Source organism: Mycobacterium sp. 852002-53434_SCH5985345 (genome assembly GCF_001667155.1).
In the GTDB taxonomy this organism is placed as follows: domain Bacteria; phylum Actinomycetota; class Actinomycetes; order Mycobacteriales; family Mycobacteriaceae; genus Mycobacterium.
This window is the reverse complement of record NZ_LZIE01000028.1, coordinates 93,417-112,329: the sequence shown is the minus strand read 5'-3', so window position 1 is coordinate 112,329 and position 18,913 is coordinate 93,417. Positions and strand designations below refer to the sequence as shown.

The window sequence follows — 18,913 nt, the reverse complement described above, 5'->3', positions numbered from 1 at the left end:
CAACGACCATGCGATTCGACAATCAGGTCGTCGTAATCACCGGTGCCGCCAGAGGTTTGGGCAGACAATACGCACTCCTCCTCGCCTCGCGCGGCGCCCGAGTCGTGGTCAACGACACCGGTGGATCGGTGACCGGGAATGGCTCCAACCCCTCATCGACGTCCACTTGAACGGTGCGTTCAACGTGACGCGGCCCGCGTGGCGCGCGATGCGCGAGCAGCGCTACGGCAGGGTGCTCAACACCTGCTCGGCCGCCGGAATCCTCGGCGCCGAACGCATGAGCAACTACGGCGCGGCGAAGACCGGGCTGGTCGGCTTGACCCGCGTGCTGGCCGCCGAGGGGGCCGAGCACGGCATCAAGGTCAACGCCATCGCGCCGATCGCCTACACCCGGATGCTGACGCACTCGATCGACGGCGCCGGCCCGCAGGATGACCCGGCGGCGAAAGCGGTGCTGAATGACCTTGTGGGCCAATACCTTCAAAAGCTGGACCCGGCGCAAGTCGCGCCGGTGGCGGCCTTCCTGACGCACCGGGAATGCCCGGTTTCCGGAGAGATCTACACGGTCGGTGCCGGACATGTCGCGCGCTTCTTCATCGGCCGGACAAAGGGTTTCTACGACCCCGACCTGTCGATCGAGGATGTGCGCGACCATCTCGATGAGATTCGCGACGAAGCCGGCTACACGGTCCCCGGTGGGCCCGCCGACGAGATGGCGGAGCTGTTCGCGACCATCACGAACAGCTGAACGCCGTGCCGACGCCGTCCGGTGCGGGCGCCGGCCGCAGGCAGCCGTACGGCTGGCTGCCCGCGGGGCTCAATCGGGCGGCCGACTGGTGGGCGTAGTTCACGCAATACAGTCCGGTTTGATCGGCGCGGCAACGATAGTCGCCGAATGACAGCGAGTCACCGTTCGCCAACTCCGAGCCATTGCCGTTGATGAACGGGCCGGGATCGGCGCGCGAAGCACCCACCTGCAGGTTCGCCCCGTCGAAGGTCACCCAGCCGCCCTGCCAGCCGCCGTAGGACGTCGGGGGAGCGGGTGGTGGGTTGGTCAGGCTCACCAGGCAGAGCAGGGCGGCGCCCGTGTGCTTGGAATCGGTCGTGCAGGATGCTTTGCCGGCGGCGGCCGTGAATGCGATGTCGTTGCCGAGCGGTGTGGTCGCACCGTCCCGGATCGCGTCGTGATAGCGACCGGGGTCCGCGGGATGGCCGGCCTCGATCCACGCGACGACGTCGGAGATCGAGGCCCCGGCCGCCGGCGCGGCGTTCGGGGCCGGTGGTTTGCCTCCCGACGGGGTGGTCGCAGCGGTCGTGGGGGCATGGGTTTGCTGGGACTGGCCGGCGACGGTGTGGGAGCACCCGGCGACGAGTAACGACGCTGCCAGCAGCGCGGCAATCCGCATCTAGTCAGGCTAAACCGCCATGCTCGCAAAATAAGGCGCTGCGCGCGCGTTACGCCCGGCATGTCCGCTAACGTCGGGTTATGCATCAGCGCACCGTCCGCGCACGCACCACCGTCGGCACCGTGGAAGGTTTCACCCGCGACGCCGTCCACCGCTGGCGATCCATTCCGTACGCCCGACCGCCGGTCGGGCCCCTGCGATTGCGGGCGCCGCGGCCGGCGCAACCGTGGTCGGGGGTGCGGCACTGCCACGGCTTCGCCAACTGCGCGCCCCAGCAGCGCCGCTACACGATGCTCGGGGTCGGCCGCTACCAGCCGATGGGGGAGGACTGCCTCACCCTCAACGTCGTCACCCCCGAGGGCCCCGCCGAAGAACCGCTGCCCGTCATGGTCTTCATTCACGGCGGCGGCTACATCCTGGGCAGCTCGGCCACGCCGCTGTACGACGGCGCCGCGCTGGCGCGCCGCGGTTGCGTGTACGTATCGGTGAACTACCGGCTGGGCGCGTTGGGCTGCCTGGACCTGTCGTCCCTCTCGACCCCGGACATCGCCATCGACAGCAACCTGTTCCTGCGCGACCTGGTGATGGCGTTGCGCTGGGTGAAGGACAACATCTCCGCGTTCGGTGGCGACCCGGACAACGTCACCATCTTCGGGGAGAGCGCGGGCGCGCACATCACCGCCACCCTGCTGGCGGTGCCCGCCGCCGAAGGGCTGTTCGCCCGGGCCATCTCGGAGAGCCCGGCCGCCGGCATGGTCCGGTCGCAAGAGACCGCGGCGGAATTCGCGACGCGCTTCGCCGCGCTGCTGGGGGCGCGGCCGGAGAATGCCGCCGAGGTGCTGATGCAGGCGTCCCCGGCGCAACTGGTCGACGCCCAGCACCGGCTGATCGACCAGGGCATGGAGGACAGGCTGGGCGCTTTTCCGATCGGCCCGGTCGCCGGCGACGACGTTGTGCCCATCGACCCGGTCGAGGCGATGCGCGGAGGGCACGCGCACCGGGTGCCGCTCATCGTAGGCACCAATGCGGAAGAGGGGCGCCTGTTCACCCGCTTCCTCAAAATGCTGCCGACCAATCAAGAGATGATCGAGGAACTGTTGGCCGACACGGAACCGGCTGCGCGCGAACGCATTACGTCCGCATACCCGGACTACCCCGCGCCGTCGGCATGCGTCCAGCTCGGTGGCGACTTCGCCTTCGGGTCGGCGGCCTGGCAGATCGCCGAGGCGCATAGCGCGCACGCGCCCACCTATCTCTACCGCTACGACTACGCCCCCCGCACGCTGCGCTGGTCGGGGCTGGGCGCCACCCATGCCACTGAGTTGCTGGCCGTTTTCGACGTCTATCGCACCCGATTCGGCGCGCTGCTGACCGCCGCTGCCGATCGGCGCGCCGCGCTACGGGTCAGTAACCAGGTGCAGCGGCGGTGGCGGTCCTTCAGCCGCCACGGCGCCCCGGGCGACGACTGGCCCACCTACACCACCGCCGACCGTGCCGTCATGGTCTTCGACCGCAAGAGCCGCGTCGAGTTCGATCCACATCCGCACCGCCGGATTGCCTGGGACGGCTTCTCCCTGGCGCGGTGACCTGGCACGCTGACCCTCATGCATGCCGACACCGCACAAGTCATCGAAAGACCCGGCGACCTCACCGCCGCATGGCTGGAATCGATGGTCGGCGCCGGGCCCATCGCCGATTTCGCGGCGGAACGCATCGGCACCGGACAGATGAGCGAGTGCTACCGCGTCCGGCTCAGCTATGCCGATGGCGCCGCGACGCCCGGCAGGCCCGAGTCGGTGGTCCTCAAGGTCGCGGCGACCGACCCGGTGAGTCGGCAAACGGGGCTGGCGCTGGGCCTCTATGAGCGCGAGGTGCGTTTCTACGCCGACATAGCGCCGCGCCTGGGCGGCCCGATAGCGCCCTGCTACCACGCCGCCGTCGATACCGCGACGGGCGCGTTCGATCTGTTGCTGGGCGATGCCGGACCGGCCGTCGTCGGGGACGAAATCGCCGGTGCGACAGCCGAACAGGCGCACCTCTGTGTCGTCGAGCTCGGGCGGCTGCACGGGCCGCTGCTCGGCGACACCACCTTGGCCGAGGCCCCGTGGCTGAATCGGGAATCGCCGCTCAACCAGGCGATGATCGCCCCGCTGTACGCCGGGTTCATCGACCGCTACGGCGACCAGATCGCGCCGGAGCACCGCATGGTGTGCGAACGCCTGATCGCGTCCTTCGACGGCTACCTGGCCGCCGAGTCGGCGCCCGACCGGATCTGTGGGCTGATGCACGGCGACTACCGCCTGGACAACCTGTTGTTCGGCACCGCGGGGGCCGACCGGCCGCTGACGGTCGTCGATTGGCAGACGGTTTCCTGGGGTCCGGCCCTGACCGACCTGTCCTACTTCCTCGGCTGCGCGCTGCCCACCCCGGATCGCCGGGAGCAGTACGATGCGTTGTTGCGGGCCTATCACGAGGCGCTGGGGCCCGCGGCGCCGCTGTCGCTCGCCGACGTAGCCGAAGGTGTTCGCAGGCAAAGCTTTTTCGGCGTGATGATGGCGATCGTCTCGTCAATGCTGGTGGAACGCACCGAGCGCGGCGACCGGATGTTCATGACGATGCTGCAACGGCACTGTGATCACGTGCTCGACACCGACGCGCCGACGACCCTGCCCGCCGCCCAGATGCCCGAACCCCTGCGGCCCACGGAGGAGGACGAAGGTGCGCACGCGCCGACCGCCGAACCGCTGTGGAGCGAGAGCTGGTATGCCGACTTCGCCGATGCGGCACAGGGATTGGGCGGCTGGTTCCGCCTCGGCCTGATCGCCAACGAGCAGACGGCGTGGGTGCATGCGCTGCTCTGCGGGCCCGGCATGCCCACCGTGGCCGTCGACGCGCAAGTACCGCTGCCGGCGAACCCGTGGGACGTGCGCACCGAATCCTTCGAGCTCGGCCACGCCGCGCCCACCCCGCTGCAGACCTACCGCGTCCACCTGCACGTGCGCGCTCAGGCTTACCCCGATCCGTCGGCGTTGTTGCGCGGGGAGCCCGGCACGCCCGTCGAAATGACGATGAGCTTGGTGTGGGACACCGACGGCGTCCCGTACAAATACCGGTTGACGACGCGCTACGAGATCCCGTGCCGGGTCTCGGGCACGGTCACCATCGGTGACGCCAGCTACCGCGTCGAGTCGGCCCCCGGCCAGCGCGACCACTCGTGGGGCGTGCGTGACTGGTGGAGCATGGACTGGATTTGGAGCGCGCTGCACCTCGACGACGGCACCCACCTGCACGGCGTCAACATCCGGATTCCCGGCGCGCCGGCCTTCAGCATCGGCTACTCCCAGGACGCGCGGGGAACGGTCACCGAGCTGGAAACGGTAGAATCACGAGAGTCGTTCGGCGCCAACGGGTTACCGCTGGGGGCCACCTTGGCACTCAATCCCGGCGAGATCACTGCGGACGTCGAGGTCCGCGGCCAGGCGCCGGTGCGTCTGATCGCCGCGGACGGCCGGGTGAGCCAGTTCCCGCGAGTCTGGGCGACCATCCAGACGGCCGACGGACGCAACGGCGTCGGCTGGCTGGAATGGAACCGCAACCTCGCGTCAGAGTGAGCGGACGGGCCCCCGTCGTGGTGATGGGTGTTTCCGGATCGGGTAAGTCGACCGTCGGAGCGGCGCTCGCACGACGCTTGCGGGTGCCGTTCGTGGACGCCGACTCCCTGCACCCGCCGGCCAACATCGCCAAGATGGCGGCCGGTGAACCGCTCGACGACGACGACCGCTACCCCTGGCTGGACAAGGTCGGGGAGTGGTTGGCCGGCCACCGCGACGGAGGCGTGGCGAGTTGTTCGGCGCTCAAGCGCAAATACCGCGACCAGTTGCGCACGCACTGCCCGCAGGTCGAATTCCTGCACCTCGCCGGTTCACCGGCACTCATCAGCGGCCGGCTGGCCGCCCGGACCGGTCATTTCATGCCGGCCGGGCTGCTGCGCTCCCAATTCGACGCGCTCGAGCCGCTCGGCGCCGACGAGGCCGGCGCGACCGTTGATGTCGGCCCGGGCGTCGATGCCATCGTCGACGCCTACCTGCGCGGCGACGCGTGAGCCGTCAGGAAAGCTTGCGGCGGCCGGTCTTGACCTGTTCACCGAGTCGTTCGCGTGCGGTGTCGGCCAGGTAGCCGCCCCGAGCCCGGGCCGTGTCGGCGAGGTAGATGCCGCGCGCGCGGGCGGTGTCGGCGAGGTCCTCGCCGCGATCCAATGCCGTGCTCGCCAGGTCCTCACCGCGCTTGCGTGCCTTCTTGGCCAATTTCTCGCTGCGCTTGCGGGCCTTCTTCGCCAACGGCGCCGCCCAGTCGGCGGCTTCGTCGGCGAGTTCTTCGCTGCGCTTGCGTGCCTTCTTCGCCAACGGCGCGGCTCGCTCGGCCGCCTCGTCGGCCAGCTGCTCGCCCCGTTTGCGGGCCTTCTGGGCCAGCGGCTTGCTCCGCTCGGCGGCCGTGCTGGCGAATTCACGACCGCGTTCCAGCGCGGCCTCCGCGTACGGCGCGCCCCGTTCGGCCGCCGTGCTGGCCAGTTCGCGACCGCGTTCGGCGCCGATCTGCAGGCCGTGCACGATCTTTTCGCCCAATTCCGAAAAGTCGGTATCGAAGTGGGCGTCGTCGGAGCCGGGCAGCGCCGACGACACTCGCTCGGAGAGCCGCTCCGCCGCCCGGCGACCGCGCCACCCGAGCGACGGCTTGCCTGCCGTGTCGGCGGACGCGATGAGCAACCCGCCGACCAGGCTGAGGTCGGTGAGGAACTGCTGGCGCTTCTGCGCCTTCGCCTCCGGATCGCTCTCGTTCCAGAACGAGTGCGCCCCGAGGTTGGCCGGTAGCACCGTGAACGCGAGCGCGGCCGAGGCGACGCGCGGCAGTTTGCCGGTGGCCAGCAGCAGGCCGCCGCCGATCTGAACGGCCGCCGTGATTTGTGCGACCGTCTCGGGGTCACTCGGGATGTTGCCGCTCACCGAATTCGGCAAAGCCTGCAAACCATCCACCGCGGGGGCGGCGGCTGCGGCCGCCGATTTGGGGTTGAGCAGGGAATTGACTCCTTGGCCGACGAAAGCCACTGAAAGCAACGGGCGCGCGATTCTCCGGATCAACATGGCCGGTGGATTACCCGACTGGTTGGCGAACAAACCGTCCCACCCATACGCCCAGCTGAAGCGCCGTGGTGGGCGACACCGATAGGGTGAAACGCGTGAGGGCGTTGATCATCGTCGACGTGCAAAACGATTTCTGCGAGGGCGGCTCGCTGCCGGTGACCGGCGGTGCCGCCGTGGCGCCCGCCATCAACGACTACCTCGCCGGCGAGTCGGGCTACCGGCACGTCGTAGCAACCCAGGATTTCCACGTCCGGCCGGGCGACCATTTCTCCGACCGACCGGACTATTCATCGTCATGGCCACCGCACTGCGTCGCCGGAAGTGCCGGTGCGGAGCTGCGGCCCGACCTCGACACCAGCCGGATCGAGGCGGTCTTCCGCAAGGGCGCCCATGCCGCGGCATACAGCGGTTTCGAGGGCCTGGACCAGAACGGGACCCCGCTGTTGGACTGGCTGCGGGAGCGTGGTGTCGACGAGGTCGATGTGGTCGGCATCGCCACCGACCAGTGCGTCCGGCGGACCGCCGAGGATGCCGCGCGTGCGGGCCTGTCCACCAGGGTGCTGCTCAACCTGACCGCGGCCGTCTCGCCGGACTCGGCCGCCGAGGCGCTCCAGGCGATGCGGACCGCGGGCGTCGAAATGGTCGGGGGTCCGTGATGGGGTTGGCGCCGGATCGGGAGCGTCTCCTGGCCGCCGTCGAGCGCTCGCCACCGGCGCCCGCCGCGCACGACCGCGCCGGATGGGTGGCGTTGTTCACCGACGACGGCCGGGTCGAGGACCCGGTGGGGTCGCGGCCGCACGCCGGGCAGGAGCAGATCGGCCACTTTTATGACACCTTCATCGGTCCGCGCGACATCAAATTCCACCGCGACCTCGACATCGTCGTCGACACCGTGGTGCTGCGCGACATCGAGCTCGAGGTTGCGATGGGCTCGGCGATCACGATGTACATTCCCGCGTTCCTTCGCTACGACCTGCGAGACGTCAACGGCGAGTGGCGCATTGGCGAACTGCGGGCCTATTGGGAACTTCCCGCGATGATGCTGCAATTCCTGCGGACCGGATCACGTGCGGTCGGACCCGCCCTGCAACTGTCGCGGGGCTTGTTGAGCAATCAGCGGTTGCGCGGCACCACCGGCTTCATGACGGGGTTCCGGCGGGTGGGTGCGCGGCACAAGAAGCTCGCCGAGGCATTCCTCGGTGCCGCCTCGCGCCAAGATCGGATCGCGGCCGCGCGCGCGTTATCACCGCGCGCCACAATCACTCTCGGCGACCACGACGTCCTCGACCTCGCTGAACTGGTCGAGCAGCTGGACGGCGGCGGGTCGACCAAGATGATCGGCGCGGGCCCAACGGTGACGATGTCGGTCCGCTCCGGCCGTGGACGGGGAATACTGTTCGCCGACATGGCCTGGCGGGGCGACGCCATCAACCGGATCCGGTACTTTCCCGGCTGATCGCGACCCCGGTCAACGCAGCACCATCAACGCAAGCGATGCCACCGACATGCACAGGTACGCGCCGGGAAACGCGATGTTGTACAGGACGCGGGCGCGCAGGTGGGTCACGACTGCGCCGACGAAGAACAGCACCAGGCCGGTTGCGGCAGCGATTCCCAAGGCGGGAAGGCCCACCAGGCCCACGATCAGCCCCGCCGCGCCGGCCAGCTTGACCGCCCCCAGCGCCGGCAACCACGAACGCGGCACCCCGACTTCGGCGGAGTTCGCCAGGACGAAACCCGCCGGGATGAGATCGGCAACGGCGATCCCGGCGGTGATGGCGGCGGTAAACAGCGTGATCGCAACGTACGCGGTGTTCATCTGCGGCAAACCCTTGTCAGACAGCCGTTTTTGCGGCGGCGAGCCGGATGGTCGCCGCACGCGCTACGGCGCACAATCGATAAGGTCATGGTGCTGGCCTCCTTTGCAACAGAGAGCTTGATGGACGCAGTCATCTTCTTGACGGCTCCTGTGCGGAAAAGGTGACCCCGTGAGCGCCCCGAAAAATTTGACGGATCTCGCCCAGCGTTTCGACGCCGACCGGCGACACCTGAGGTCTGTCGCATTACAACTGCTGGGATCGGCGGCCGATGCCGACGACGCGGTTCAGTCGGCGTGGCTGAAGGCCAGCCGTGCTGATTTCGCCGCGGTCGACAACCTCACCGGCTGGTTCACCACGATCACCGCGCGCGAGGCCGTCGACCAGCTCCGGGCGCGCAAGCGACGTGCGGAACAGCCGCTGGCCACCCCCGAAGAACTGGACCGGATCGCCGCGACCGCGTCGCCGCCGGCGGACGAGCAAGCGCTCTTGACGGAGTCGGTGAGCAGCGCGCTGCTCGTGGTGCTCGACCGGCTCTCACCGGCGCAGCGAGTCGCATTCGTCCTGCATGACGTATTCGCGGTGCCGTTCGAGAGAATCGCAGGTCTGCTGGACCGGTCGCCGGAAGCCGCGAAGAAGCTGGCAAGCCGGGCGCGTGCGCGGGTGGCCCACCCGGGCGGCGAGCCCGAGCGCATGGCGAAGCACCTCGAGGTCGTCGAGGCGTTTCTCGCGGCGTCCCGCGGCGGTGATATCGCCGGTCTGCTCGCACTGCTGGCCCCGGACGTGGTGCGCAGGGTCGATCGGGCACTGGTCCCCGACGACGTGCCGACCGAGCTGCGCGGCGCCAAGCGGGTCGCGGAGGAGACCCGTCGATTCGCTCTCCGGGCACGGGCCGGCGCGGTCGTGCTCATCGACGGGGCTCCGGGGATCGCCATCGCGCCAAACGGGCGCGCTGAGGCGCTGCTGCTGATCGCCGTCGGAACCGATGACCGCATCCACGCGATTGACATCACCGGGGACGCCGGCCGCATTCGCCGGGCCGTGCTGGCCCTGCCGAGTTGGCCGATCCAGCAACACCACAGCCGCATCGGGTACCAAGGACAGGAGAAACAAACGGCCGGGCGGCCGGCAACGGGGCGAGAACGGGAGCACCATGCTCGATAAGCCGTTCGGGCGGCGCGGGCTGCTGCGCGGTGCCGGCGCGCTCACCGCGGCATCCCTGGCGCCGTGGGCGGCCGGCTGCGCACCGGAAGAAGACGCCTTGACGTTCTTCTTCGCGGCCAACCCCGACGAACGCGATGCCAGGACCCGCATCGTCGACGAGTTCGCGCGCCGCCACCCCGATATCAAGGTCCGCCCGGTGCTTTCGGCTCCGGGCGTGATGCAGCAGCTGTCGACGTTCTGCGCCGGCGGAAGATGCCCGGACGTTTTGATGGCGTGGGACCTCACCTACGCCGAGCTGGCCGCCCGTGGCGTGCTGCTCGACCTCAACACCATGCTGTCCCGCGACCAGGCCTTCGCCGCCGAGCTGAAGTCGGACGGCATCGGGGCGCTCTACGACAGCTTCACGTTCAGCGGGGGCCAATACGCACTCCCGGAGCAATGGTCCGGAAACTACCTGTTCTACAACAAGCGGCTCTTCGCCGAGTCCGGGGTGCCGCCCCCGCCCAAAACGTGGCAAAACCCGTGGAGTTTCACCGACTTCTTGAACACCGCCACCGCACTCACCAGGCGAGATCGCTCCGGGCGGGTGACCCAGTGGGGCTTCGTGAACATGTGGTTCTCCTACTATTCGGCCGGGCTGTTCGCCATGAACAATGGGGTGCCGTGGTCCACCCCGCTCAAAAACCCGACCCACTTCAACTTCGACCACGACGCCTTCATCGAGGCGGTGCAGTTCTATGCCGACCTGGCCAACAAGCACAAGGTCGCGCCCAATGCGTCCGAGGTGCAATCGATGTCCACGCCCGACCTGTTCGCGGCGGGCAGGGCGGCGATGGCCATGGGCGGCCACTGGCGCTACCAGACATTCATCCGGGCCGAGGGCCTGGACTTCGACGTCACGTCGTTGCCGGTGGGGCCGCGCCGGCAGGGCCAGCCCGCACATTCCGACATCGGTTCAACCGGATTGGCCATCTCCGCGAGCAGTCAACGCAAGGAGCAGGCATGGGAATTCGTGAAATTCGCGACCGGGCCCGTCGGGCAGGCGTTGATCGGTGAATCCAGCCTCTTTGTACCGGTTTTGCAATCGGCGCTCGACTCGGCCGGCTTCGCCAAAGCCCACCAGAACGTCGGCAACCTCGCCGTCCTCACCCAAGGGCCCGCGTACTCCGAAGGGCTCCCCGTCACCTCGTCATGGGAGAAGATCGTCGCCTTGATGGACCGCAGCTTCGGGCCCGTGCTGCGTGGATCACGGCCCGCCACATCGCTGGCCAGTTTGTCGCCCGCCATCGACGAGGTGTTGCGCAGCCCATGACATCGGTCGACGCCACCACGCGCACACCCGCCAAGGGCGCCGGTCCGTGGCGACGGCGGGCCCGCGCCGGCCGCTTGTTCGTGGCGCCCAATCTGGCCGCCGTTGCGGTGTTCATGCTGTTTCCGCTGGGATTCTCGCTCTACATGAGCTTTCAGCGGTGGGATGTCTTCCGCCCGCCAAAGTTTGTGGGCCTGAGGAACTTCCAAGAGCTCTTCACCTCGGACCCGCTCTTCCTCATCGCCATTCGCAACACCGTCGTCTTCACCGTGGGAACGGTTGTGCCGACCATCGGCGTGAGCCTCGTGGTGGCCGGCGTGCTGAACCGAAAGGTCAGGGGCATCGGCTTTTTCCGCACCATCGTCTTTCTGCCGTTGGCCATCTCGTCGGTCGTCATGGCGGTCGTCTGGCAGTTCGTCTTCAACACCGACAACGGATTGCTCAACATCATGCTGGGCTGGGCCGGGATCGGCCCCGTCCCGTGGTTGGTCGAACCCCGATGGGCGATGGCCTCGCTGTGCATCCTCAGCGTGTGGCGCAGCGTGCCCTTCGCCACCGTCATCCTGCTCGCGGCGATGCAGGGCGTTCCCGAGACCGTATACGAGGCGGCGCGAATCGACGGCGCCGGCGAGATACGGCAGTTCGTGTCGATCACGGTGCCGCTGATCCGTGGGTCGATATCGTTTGTGGGCGTCATCTCGATCATTCACGCGTTCCAGGCTTTTGACATGGTCTACGTCCTCAACGGCGCGAACGGCGGCCCCGAAACCGCCACCTATGTCCTGGGCATCATGCTGTTCCAGCACGCGTTCTCCTTCCTGGAATTCGGGTACGCCTCCGCGCTGGCGTGGGTGATGTTCGCCATCCTGCTCGTGCTGACCGTGGTGCAGCTGCGGATCACCCGGCAACGGTCTTGGGAGACTTCTCGTGGCCTCAGCTGAGCGGGTATTCACGCGCAATGTCGTTCGTAGCCTGATGGTCTACACCGCCCTGCTCGCCATCGCCTGGTGCTGGTTGTTTCCGATCGCCTGGGCCGTGTCCGGCTCATTGAAGCGGGAAGGCGAGATCACCGAGCCCAGGCTGCTGCCGGCGCACCCGCGGTGGTCCAACTACATCGAGGTGTTCTCGTTGATGCCGTTCGCGCGGATGTTTTTCAACACCGTGCTGTACGCCGGGTGCGTGACCGCCGGCCAGGTGTTCTTCTGCTCGCTGGCCGGATACGCGTTCGCCAGGCTGCAATTCCGCGGTCGCGACACGCTGTTCGTGTTATACCTTGGCACCTTGATGGTGCCGCTGACCGTGACCGTGATCCCGCAGTTCATCTTGATGCGGACCCTCGGCTGGGTCGACACACCCTGGTCGATGATCGTGCCGGGCTTGTTCGGCAGCGCATTCGGCACCTACCTGATGCGGCAGTTCTTCCGGACGCTTCCTACCGACCTGGAAGAGGCGGCGATACTCGACGGTTGTTCGCCGTGGCAGATCTATTGGCGAATCCTGTTGCCCCACGCCCGCCCCGCGGTGATGGTGCTGGCGGTGCTCACCTGGGTCAACGTCTGGAACGACTTCCTGTGGCCGCTGCTGATGCTCCAGCGCAACAGCCTGGCCACGCTGACGCTCGGCCTGGTGCGACTGCGGGGCGAGTATGTGGCGCGCTGGCCGATCATCATGGCGGCTTCGATGCTCATCATGCTGCCGTTGGTCATCATCTATGCCATCGCCCAGCGGTCCTTCGTCAGGGGAATCGCCGTCTCGGGGCTGAACGGGTAGCCCATGGCCTCAGTGACTTTCGAGCAAGCGACGCGGTGTTACGCCGGAGCCGACCGGCCGGCCTTGGACAGCCTCGACCTGGACGTCGGCGACGGCGAGTTCGTCGTCCTGGTCGGTCCCTCCGGATGCGGCAAGACCACCTCGCTGCGGATGGTGGCGGGGCTGGAATCGCTGGACTCCGGTCGCATCCGGATCGGCGACCGCGACGTCACCACCGTCGATCCCAAGGACCGCGACGTCGCGATGGTCTTCCAGAACTATGCTCTCTACCCGCACATGACGGTCGCGCAAAACATGGGCTTCGCCCTGAAGATCGCCAAGACACCGAAGCCCGAAATTCGCGATCGGGTCCTGGACGCCGCGAAATTGCTTGACCTGCAGCCCTATCTGGACCGCAAACCCAAGGACCTCTCCGGTGGGCAACGCCAGCGGGTGGCGATGGGACGCGCGATCGTCCGCCGGCCGCAGGTCTTCCTGATGGACGAGCCGCTGTCGAATCTCGATGCCAAACTGCGGGTGCAAACCCGCAACCAGATCGCGGCACTGCAACGGCGACTCGGCACCACCACCGTCTACGTCACCCACGACCAGGTCGAGGCGATGACCATGGGTGACCGCGTCGCCGTCCTGTGCGACGGTGTGCTGCAGCAGTTCGCCGCGCCACGCGAGCTGTACCGCAACCCGGTCAACGTCTTCGTCGCGGGTTTCATCGGGTCGCCGGCAATGAACCTGTTCACCCTGCCTATCGTCGATTACGCTGTTTCGCTAGGGGATTGGCACATCCCACTACCGCGTGAGCTCACCGATGCAGCGAGCGAAGTCGTCGTGGGGGTCCGCCCCGAGCACTTCGAACTGGGCGGCCTCGGTGTCGAGATGGAGGTCGATGTGGTCGAGGAGCTTGGGGCGGACGCCTACGTCTACGGCCGAATCACCGGCTCCGGCAAGGTCATTGATCAGCCCGTCGTTGCGCGTGCCGATGGGCGCCGGCCTCCGGAAAAGGGCAGCCGGGTGCGCCTGCACCCGGAACCGGGGCACCTGCACTTCTTCGGTGTCGACGGCCAACGAATCTGTTGAGGGGGGTGGGCCTATGGCGCCGGCGGTGAGTACGTTTCGTGCCGATCTGGTGTGTGAGGGCGGCGGTGTCCGGGGGATCGGGCTGGTCGGCGCGGTCGATGCGCTGTCCGGGGCCGGTTACCGGTTTCCCCGCGTCGCGGGTAGCAGCGCGGGTGCGATCGTCGCGTCGCTGGTCGCGGCGCTGCAGGTCGGGGGCGAACCGCTCAGCCGGCTCGCGGAAGTCATGCGGTCCATCGACTACCGGAAGTTCCTGGATCGCAGTCTGATCGGACACGTGCCGCTGATCGGCGGGGGATTGTCGCTGTTGGTGTCGGACGGTGTCTACCGTGGGGCCTACTTGGAGCGCCTGCTCGCCGGTCTGCTCGCCGACCTGGGTGTGCGGACGTTCGGTGACTTGCGCACCGGCGAGGAGCCGGACCAGTTCGCGTGGTCGCTGGTGGTGACGGCCAGTGACCTGTCCCGGCGCCGGCTGGTGCGCATCCCGTGGGACCTCGCTTCCTATGGCTTCGACCCCGACGATTTTCCGGTCGCCCGCGCCGTGCACGCCTCGTCGGCGATCCCCTATGTGTTCGAACCCGTTCGGGTCAGCAACGCCACCTGGGTCGACGGCGGCTTGCTCTCCGATTTTCCGGTGGAGCTGTTCGACCGGCCCGATGATGAGCCGCGATGGCCGACGTTCGGGATCCGGCTGTCCGCGCGTCCCGGCATCCCGCCCACCCATCCGGTGCACGGACCAGTTTCGTTGGGAATCGCGGCAATAGAGACACTGGTGAGCAATCAGGACAACGCCTACATCGACGACCCCTGCACCGTCCGGCGCACCATTTTCGTCCCGGCCGAAGAGGTCAGCCCGATCGACTTCAACATCACCGCCGAGCAACGCGACGGCCTGTATCAACGAGGATTGCAGGCGGGCCAACAGTTCCTGGGGACCTGGAGCTACCCGGACTATCTGGCGGCGTGTGGCGGACCGGCGAAAGGCGCTAAGTAGGAGTCAGGTCCCGCGTCGGGGCTTATCCGCGCGCGCAGCGGATCTCGTCGAGGCGATGTCCGACCCGCTGGACGTCGGCCGGCAACGGCAATTGATTGGTGACACGGGTGATTTCCACACCGATATCAACGGGGCTGATCGGCCAGAATTGGCGCCTCATGAGTTTGCTTGCAATGGCGGTGATCTCGTCGTCGCAAAGTCGCCGGCGGGCCAAGGCCGCCAGGGGCGCATATCCGGTTGTCGGCATGCCGGTGGGATAGCCGGCCCGCACGAAAGCCACGATGCTCGACACCCAAAGGGCCAGGTCCATTTTCCCACCTCGCTCACCGCCGCGATGTAAAGAGCGGCAGATCCTACAACTAGCAACGTACCATCGGCAACGTCATCAGCTGAGTAACGCCACACAGTTAAAACGCATTTTTTACTCGCCGGTGTTGCGCGGGCGGCGGCGCGATCTTGGCCACGATCCTCCTCCGGCGGGCGCGCCATAACGACGTTTGGCCGCAAGGCTTTCTAGGATTGCCGCGTGGTTGATCGCTACGGAACCGACGTCCTTGCCGCAGGCCGGCGCAAGCCCCGCTCGACCGAGCACCCAGCCGAACTGGGCCTCGTGGTCGAGGACGTGCAAACCGGGTACGTCGGTGCGGTGGTAAGAGTCGAGTACGGGCGGGTCGATCTGGAAGACCGGCGGGGGCACGTGCGCGGCTTCCCTTTGGGCCCTGGCTATTTGCTCGAGGGCCGTCCGGTGATCCTTACCGCGCCGCGTCGTGTGGCGCCTGCCGCCGCCGCGAGGACGGCATCCGGCTCGGTCGCCGTGCCGGGAGCCCGTGCCCGGGTCGCCCGCGCCAGCCGGATCTACGTCGAGGGGCGGCACGACGCCGAACTCATCGCGCAGGTGTGGGGCGAGGACCTGCGGATCGAGGGTGTCGTCGTCGAGCACCTCGGCGGCGTGGACGACCTGGTGGAGATCGTGGCGGAGTTCGCACCCGGTCCGGGGCGCCGGCTTGGTGTGCTCGTCGATCACCTGGTCACGGGTTCGAAGGAGGCGAGGATCGCCGACGCGGTGCGGCGAGGGCCGGGCGGCAGCGACACGCTGGTGGTCGGCCATCCCTACGTCGACATCTGGCAGGCGGTGAAACCCCAGCGGCTCGGTCTGGCGGGGTGGCCGGATGTGCCACGGCACATCGAGTGGAAGCACGGTGCATGCCGGGCGCTCGGCCTGCCCCACGCCGACCAGGCGGACATCGCCAGGGCATGGCGGCATATTCGGTCCCGGGTGCGTGACTGGAACGACCTTGAGCCGGCGCTGATCAGCCGGGTCGAAGAACTCATCGACTTCGTGACGCAGCCGGCATCGTGACGCGGCGGTCTTAGGCTAGGCTAAGCCGGGGTCCCGACCCCCGGGACAGAAATCGGGCGCATGCAGGGCGTATTCGGCGTACTAATCGGCACCTTTCTCATCGGCCTCCGCGAAGGCCTCGAGGCGGCGCTCATCGTGAGCATCGTCGGCGCCTTCCTGAAACGAAACGGCCAGCCGATACGGCCGATGTTTGCCGGCGTCGCCTCGGCGGTGCTGATCAGCGTCGCGGTCGGCGTGGGCCTGAACCTGTTCGCGACGAGCCTGCCGCAGGCGCAGCAGGAGATGATGGAAACCGTCATCAATGTCATCGCCGTGGTGTTTGTGACGTCGATGATCATCTGGATGAACGGCAACGCCGCGCAGGTCAAGGGCGAGCTCGAGCGCGATGCCCGGCAGGCGATCAACCGCGGCGGTGCGCTCGCCTTGGCCGCGATGGCCTTCCTCGCCGTCCTCAAGGAGGGCTTCGAGACATCGGTGTTCTTGTTGGCGGCCGCCCAGACGTCGCACGGCAACCGGTGGTTCGCCGTGCTGGGTGGTGCGCTGGGGATCGCGGCGGCGGTCGCGATGGGTGTCGCGCTGTACTTCGGCGGATTGAAACTCAATATCGCCCGGTTTTTCCGGGTCACCGGCGTGTTCTTGGTGTTGATCGCCGCCGGGCTGGTGCTGGGGGCGCTGCGCACCGCGCACGAGGCCGGCTGGGTGAATATCGGCCAGCGGCGGGTGCTCGACCTGTCTGCCTGGCTGCCCAGCAACTCGATCCTCGGCGCCGTGACCGCCGGGATGTTCGGGATACCCGCCGACCCCCGAATCATCGAGGTGGTGGGCTGGTTGCTCTACGCCGTACCCGTGCTCGCCATCTTCTTGTGGCCCGCTCACCTTGCCGCCGCCCCGCGGGCCAGGGGGCGCCTGTTGGCGGCCGCCTCGACGCTGCTGCTCCTCACCGCCGCCGGACTGGTGGCGCTGGTGCCGGGCGGTGGTCCTTCCGGCGGAGCGCGGACCCGCACCGTCACCGACCGCTCCGGCCACACCGCCACGGTGTCGATGGTGAACGGGCCGCACGGACGCGAGCTGGCCGTCGGCGCGCAGGGCAACTCAACCGTCCGCAACATCGTGCTCGTCCCGGCGGAGAACAAAATCGTGGACGGCTTGCCGGTACAGGTATGGCAAGCTTCCGAGGCTGCCGGGGCCGACGGCGCGTCGGAAGTCACGCTGGATCAGTTGCTGAGCATGACCGGGGGCCGGCTCCCGGTCGGTCTCGCGGCTGGGCGCACTCCGGGGCCGTTTCAGGGTCAATGGTCAACTACCACCGCGTATACCGTGCTTGCGCAAGGTGATTCCGTGCTAAATGCACAGGCAACGAGCAACCGCACGGCGGTTTTGACCGGCGGTGGTCTGACCGGGGCCAAGACCGTCAGTCTTGGCGGGCTTGCGACGGACTGGTCCACGTCCGCTGCCGAAGACCGGTCGGCCGCCGCGCAGATCGCGGCAAGTTATCTCAACCGTGCGGAAGCGCAACTGTGGAAGGTATGGCTTCCACTGACACTCGGTGGCTTCGCTCTGGCCTGCGTCCTTGGCGCTGTGGCCGCCGCGCGGCGCGGCACGCCGACCGAACAGGAAAGGAAGACGGTTGACACCGAATCGAACCGCCCGAAGGCACCGGCCCTTTGAGATCTGGCCATTCGCAACGGCTTTGGCCGCGGTTGCGGTGTTCTCAGCGACCGCATGTGGTCACTCGAATGGCAACTCGGGCCACGCCGAAGCGGGAAAGCCCACCGCCCCGAACGCGGTGAAGGTCACCATGGCCAATAACGCGGGCAAAGACGGCTGCGCCCTTGACAACACCAGCGTGCCCGCGGGGCCGGTGACCTTCACGGTGGCCAACACGAATGCGCCCGGGATCAGCGAAGTTGAATTGCTCAGGGACCAGCGGATCGTCGGCGAGAAGGAAAATCTCGCGCCCGGCCTGGATCCGGTCTCGTTCACGGTCACGTTGGACGGCGGCGCGTATCAGCTCTACTGTCCGGGCGCGAGCACCGAATACCAAACCCTCACCGTCACGGGCAAAGCACCGGCGACGCCGACGGGCACCTTGGCCGGCATCCTCAGCCAGGGCACCAAGGACTACGCGGGCTACATCGTCGGCCAGATCAGTCAGCTCAACGATGCCGTGAAGGCACTCGACGCCGCCGTGCAGTCGGGCAACGTCGACGCCGCGAAGAACGCTTACGCCAAAGCCCGGCTGTTCTGGGAGCGCTCGGAGTCCACCGTGGAGGGCTTCGTGTTGCCGGGCTTCGCGGTCGGCGACAATGCCGGCAGCCTGGACTATCTGATCGACATGCGTGAATCCACGCCGGTCGACGCCAAGGTCGGGTGGAAGGGCTTCCACGCCATCGAGCGCGACTTGTGGCAGGGTGGCGCGATCACCCCCGCCACCAAGGCATTCAGCAGCGAATTGGTCGGAAACGTCGGCAAATTGAACGGCATCGTCGCCAACCTGCAGTACAAGCCCGAGGACTTGGCCAACGGTGCCAGCGACCTGATCGAAGAGATCCAGAACACCAAGATCACCGGTGAGGAGGAGGCCTTCAGCCACATCGATCTGGTCGACTTCTCGGGCAACGTGGAGGGCGCTCAGCAGGCGTACGCTTCGCTGCGGCCGGGCCTGGAGAAGATCGACGCCAATTTGGTCAACCAGATCGATCAGCAATTCCACACGGTGCTGGCCACTTTGGACGGATACCGTGACCCGTCCTCGCTCGGCGGCTTCCGGCCTTACACCTCTGCGCTGAAGGCCAGCGATGCGCCGAAGCTCACCGCGGTCATCCAGCCGCTGCACCAGAGCCTGTCGACGGTCGCCCAAAAAGTCGTCTCGGCGGGCTGACCT

Annotated in this window: 18 protein-coding genes and 1 pseudogene; 15 read left to right on the top strand and 4 right to left on the bottom strand. The window is 67.7% G+C overall.

Features of this window, described 5'->3' with window-relative positions:
• Positions 1-8: 8 nt before the first annotated feature.
• Positions 9-748 (top strand): annotated as a pseudogene (locus tag A5756_RS06055) (SDR family NAD(P)-dependent oxidoreductase).
• Here the strand turns inward: A5756_RS06055 and A5756_RS06050 are convergent.
• Complete coding sequence (locus A5756_RS06050; protein ID WP_066948897.1) at positions 735-1,406, bottom strand: hypothetical protein; 672 nt, start codon at positions 1,404-1,406, stop codon at positions 735-737. The pseudogene A5756_RS06055 and the gene A5756_RS06050 sit on opposite strands and share 14 nt — an antisense overlap.
• 80 nt (positions 1,407-1,486) lie before the next feature.
• On the opposite strand from A5756_RS06050, the gene A5756_RS06045 reads away from it, so the two are divergent.
• The 3 genes from A5756_RS06045 to A5756_RS06035 are packed head-to-tail and all read left to right on the top strand — an operon-like array spanning position 1,487 to position 5,508.
• Complete coding sequence (locus A5756_RS06045) at positions 1,487-2,992, top strand: carboxylesterase/lipase family protein (protein WP_066948895.1); 1,506 nt, start codon at positions 1,487-1,489, stop codon at positions 2,990-2,992.
• A gap of 18 nt (positions 2,993-3,010) precedes the next feature.
• Positions 3,011-5,017, top strand: a complete 2,007-nt coding sequence (locus tag A5756_RS06040; protein WP_066948890.1) for a phosphotransferase — start codon at positions 3,011-3,013, stop codon at positions 5,015-5,017.
• Positions 5,014-5,508 carry a gluconokinase gene (locus tag A5756_RS06035; RefSeq protein ID WP_066948886.1) on the top strand — a complete coding sequence of 165 codons (495 nt, stop codon included), beginning with the start codon at positions 5,014-5,016 and terminating at the stop codon, positions 5,506-5,508. The genes A5756_RS06040 and A5756_RS06035 overlap by 4 nt, the downstream gene beginning before the upstream one ends.
• A gap of 4 nt (positions 5,509-5,512) precedes the next feature.
• On the opposite strand, the gene A5756_RS06030 is transcribed toward A5756_RS06035, so the two are convergent.
• Positions 5,513-6,544 carry a DoxX family protein gene (locus A5756_RS06030; protein WP_066948882.1) on the bottom strand — a complete coding sequence of 344 codons (1,032 nt, stop codon included), beginning with the start codon at positions 6,542-6,544 and terminating at the stop codon, positions 5,513-5,515.
• A gap of 95 nt (positions 6,545-6,639) precedes the next feature.
• Here A5756_RS06030 and pncA point away from each other — a divergent pair, with 95 nt between their 5' ends.
• Together pncA and A5756_RS06020 are read left to right on the top strand one after the other, a co-directional pair.
• Complete coding sequence (gene pncA / locus A5756_RS06025) at positions 6,640-7,200, top strand: pyrazinamidase PncA (protein ID WP_082948140.1); 561 nt, start codon at positions 6,640-6,642, stop codon at positions 7,198-7,200.
• Positions 7,200-8,000 (top strand): ketosteroid isomerase family protein, encoded by an 801-nt coding sequence (locus tag A5756_RS06020; protein ID WP_066948874.1) that lies wholly within the window; start codon positions 7,200-7,202, stop codon positions 7,998-8,000. The genes pncA and A5756_RS06020 overlap by 1 nt, the downstream gene beginning before the upstream one ends.
• A 12-nt stretch (positions 8,001-8,012) precedes the next feature.
• Here the strand turns inward: A5756_RS06020 and A5756_RS06015 are convergent, their stop codons facing one another.
• Positions 8,013-8,363 (bottom strand): DoxX family protein, encoded by a 351-nt coding sequence (locus A5756_RS06015; protein WP_066949130.1) that lies wholly within the window; start codon positions 8,361-8,363, stop codon positions 8,013-8,015.
• 169 nt (positions 8,364-8,532) lie between these two features.
• Between A5756_RS06015 and A5756_RS06010 the strand changes: the two genes are divergently transcribed.
• Genes A5756_RS06010 through A5756_RS05985 form a run of 6 tightly spaced genes read left to right on the top strand, consistent with a single transcriptional unit; the run spans position 8,533 to position 14,669 of the window.
• Positions 8,533-9,525 carry a sigma-70 family RNA polymerase sigma factor gene (locus A5756_RS06010; RefSeq protein ID WP_066948870.1) on the top strand — a complete coding sequence of 331 codons (993 nt, stop codon included), beginning with the start codon at positions 8,533-8,535 and terminating at the stop codon, positions 9,523-9,525.
• The gene (locus tag A5756_RS06005) at positions 9,515-10,837 is read left to right on the top strand and encodes a sugar ABC transporter substrate-binding protein (RefSeq protein ID WP_066948867.1); all 1,323 of its coding nucleotides are present in this window, start codon (positions 9,515-9,517) and stop codon (positions 10,835-10,837) included. The genes A5756_RS06010 and A5756_RS06005 overlap by 11 nt, the downstream gene beginning before the upstream one ends.
• Positions 10,834-11,775 (top strand): carbohydrate ABC transporter permease, encoded by a 942-nt coding sequence (locus tag A5756_RS06000; RefSeq protein ID WP_066948864.1) that lies wholly within the window; start codon positions 10,834-10,836, stop codon positions 11,773-11,775. Before A5756_RS06005 ends, A5756_RS06000 begins: the two co-directional genes overlap by 4 nt.
• Positions 11,776-11,809: 34 nt before the next feature.
• A complete protein-coding gene (locus tag A5756_RS05995; protein WP_066948861.1) occupies positions 11,810-12,604 on the top strand; it encodes a carbohydrate ABC transporter permease in 795 nt (264 codons plus the stop codon).
• A gap of 3 nt (positions 12,605-12,607) precedes the next feature.
• Positions 12,608-13,678, top strand: a complete 1,071-nt coding sequence (locus tag A5756_RS05990) for an ABC transporter ATP-binding protein (protein WP_066948858.1) — start codon at positions 12,608-12,610, stop codon at positions 13,676-13,678.
• Between the two features lie 13 nt (positions 13,679-13,691).
• Positions 13,692-14,669, top strand: a complete 978-nt coding sequence (locus A5756_RS05985; RefSeq protein ID WP_066948855.1) for a patatin-like phospholipase family protein — start codon at positions 13,692-13,694, stop codon at positions 14,667-14,669.
• Positions 14,670-14,691: 22 nt separating this feature from the next.
• On the opposite strand, the gene A5756_RS05980 is transcribed toward A5756_RS05985, so the two are convergent.
• Positions 14,692-14,979, bottom strand: a complete 288-nt coding sequence (locus tag A5756_RS05980) for a DUF3349 domain-containing protein (RefSeq protein ID WP_066948850.1) — start codon at positions 14,977-14,979, stop codon at positions 14,692-14,694.
• A 216-nt stretch (positions 14,980-15,195) separates the two neighbouring features.
• Here A5756_RS05980 and A5756_RS05975 point away from each other — a divergent pair, with 216 nt between their 5' ends.
• The 3 genes from A5756_RS05975 to efeO are packed head-to-tail and all read left to right on the top strand — an operon-like array spanning position 15,196 to position 18,910.
• Positions 15,196-16,029 (top strand): DUF3097 family protein, encoded by an 834-nt coding sequence (locus A5756_RS05975; protein ID WP_066948846.1) that lies wholly within the window; start codon positions 15,196-15,198, stop codon positions 16,027-16,029.
• A 60-nt stretch (positions 16,030-16,089) separates the two neighbouring features.
• Positions 16,090-17,697, top strand: coding sequence for an iron uptake transporter permease EfeU (efeU, locus tag A5756_RS05970; RefSeq protein WP_066948841.1), 1,608 nt, complete (start codon positions 16,090-16,092; stop codon positions 17,695-17,697).
• Between the two features lie 37 nt (positions 17,698-17,734).
• Positions 17,735-18,910, top strand: coding sequence for an iron uptake system protein EfeO (efeO, locus tag A5756_RS05965; protein WP_197505319.1), 1,176 nt, complete (start codon positions 17,735-17,737; stop codon positions 18,908-18,910).
• Positions 18,911-18,913: the final 3 nt, after the last annotated feature.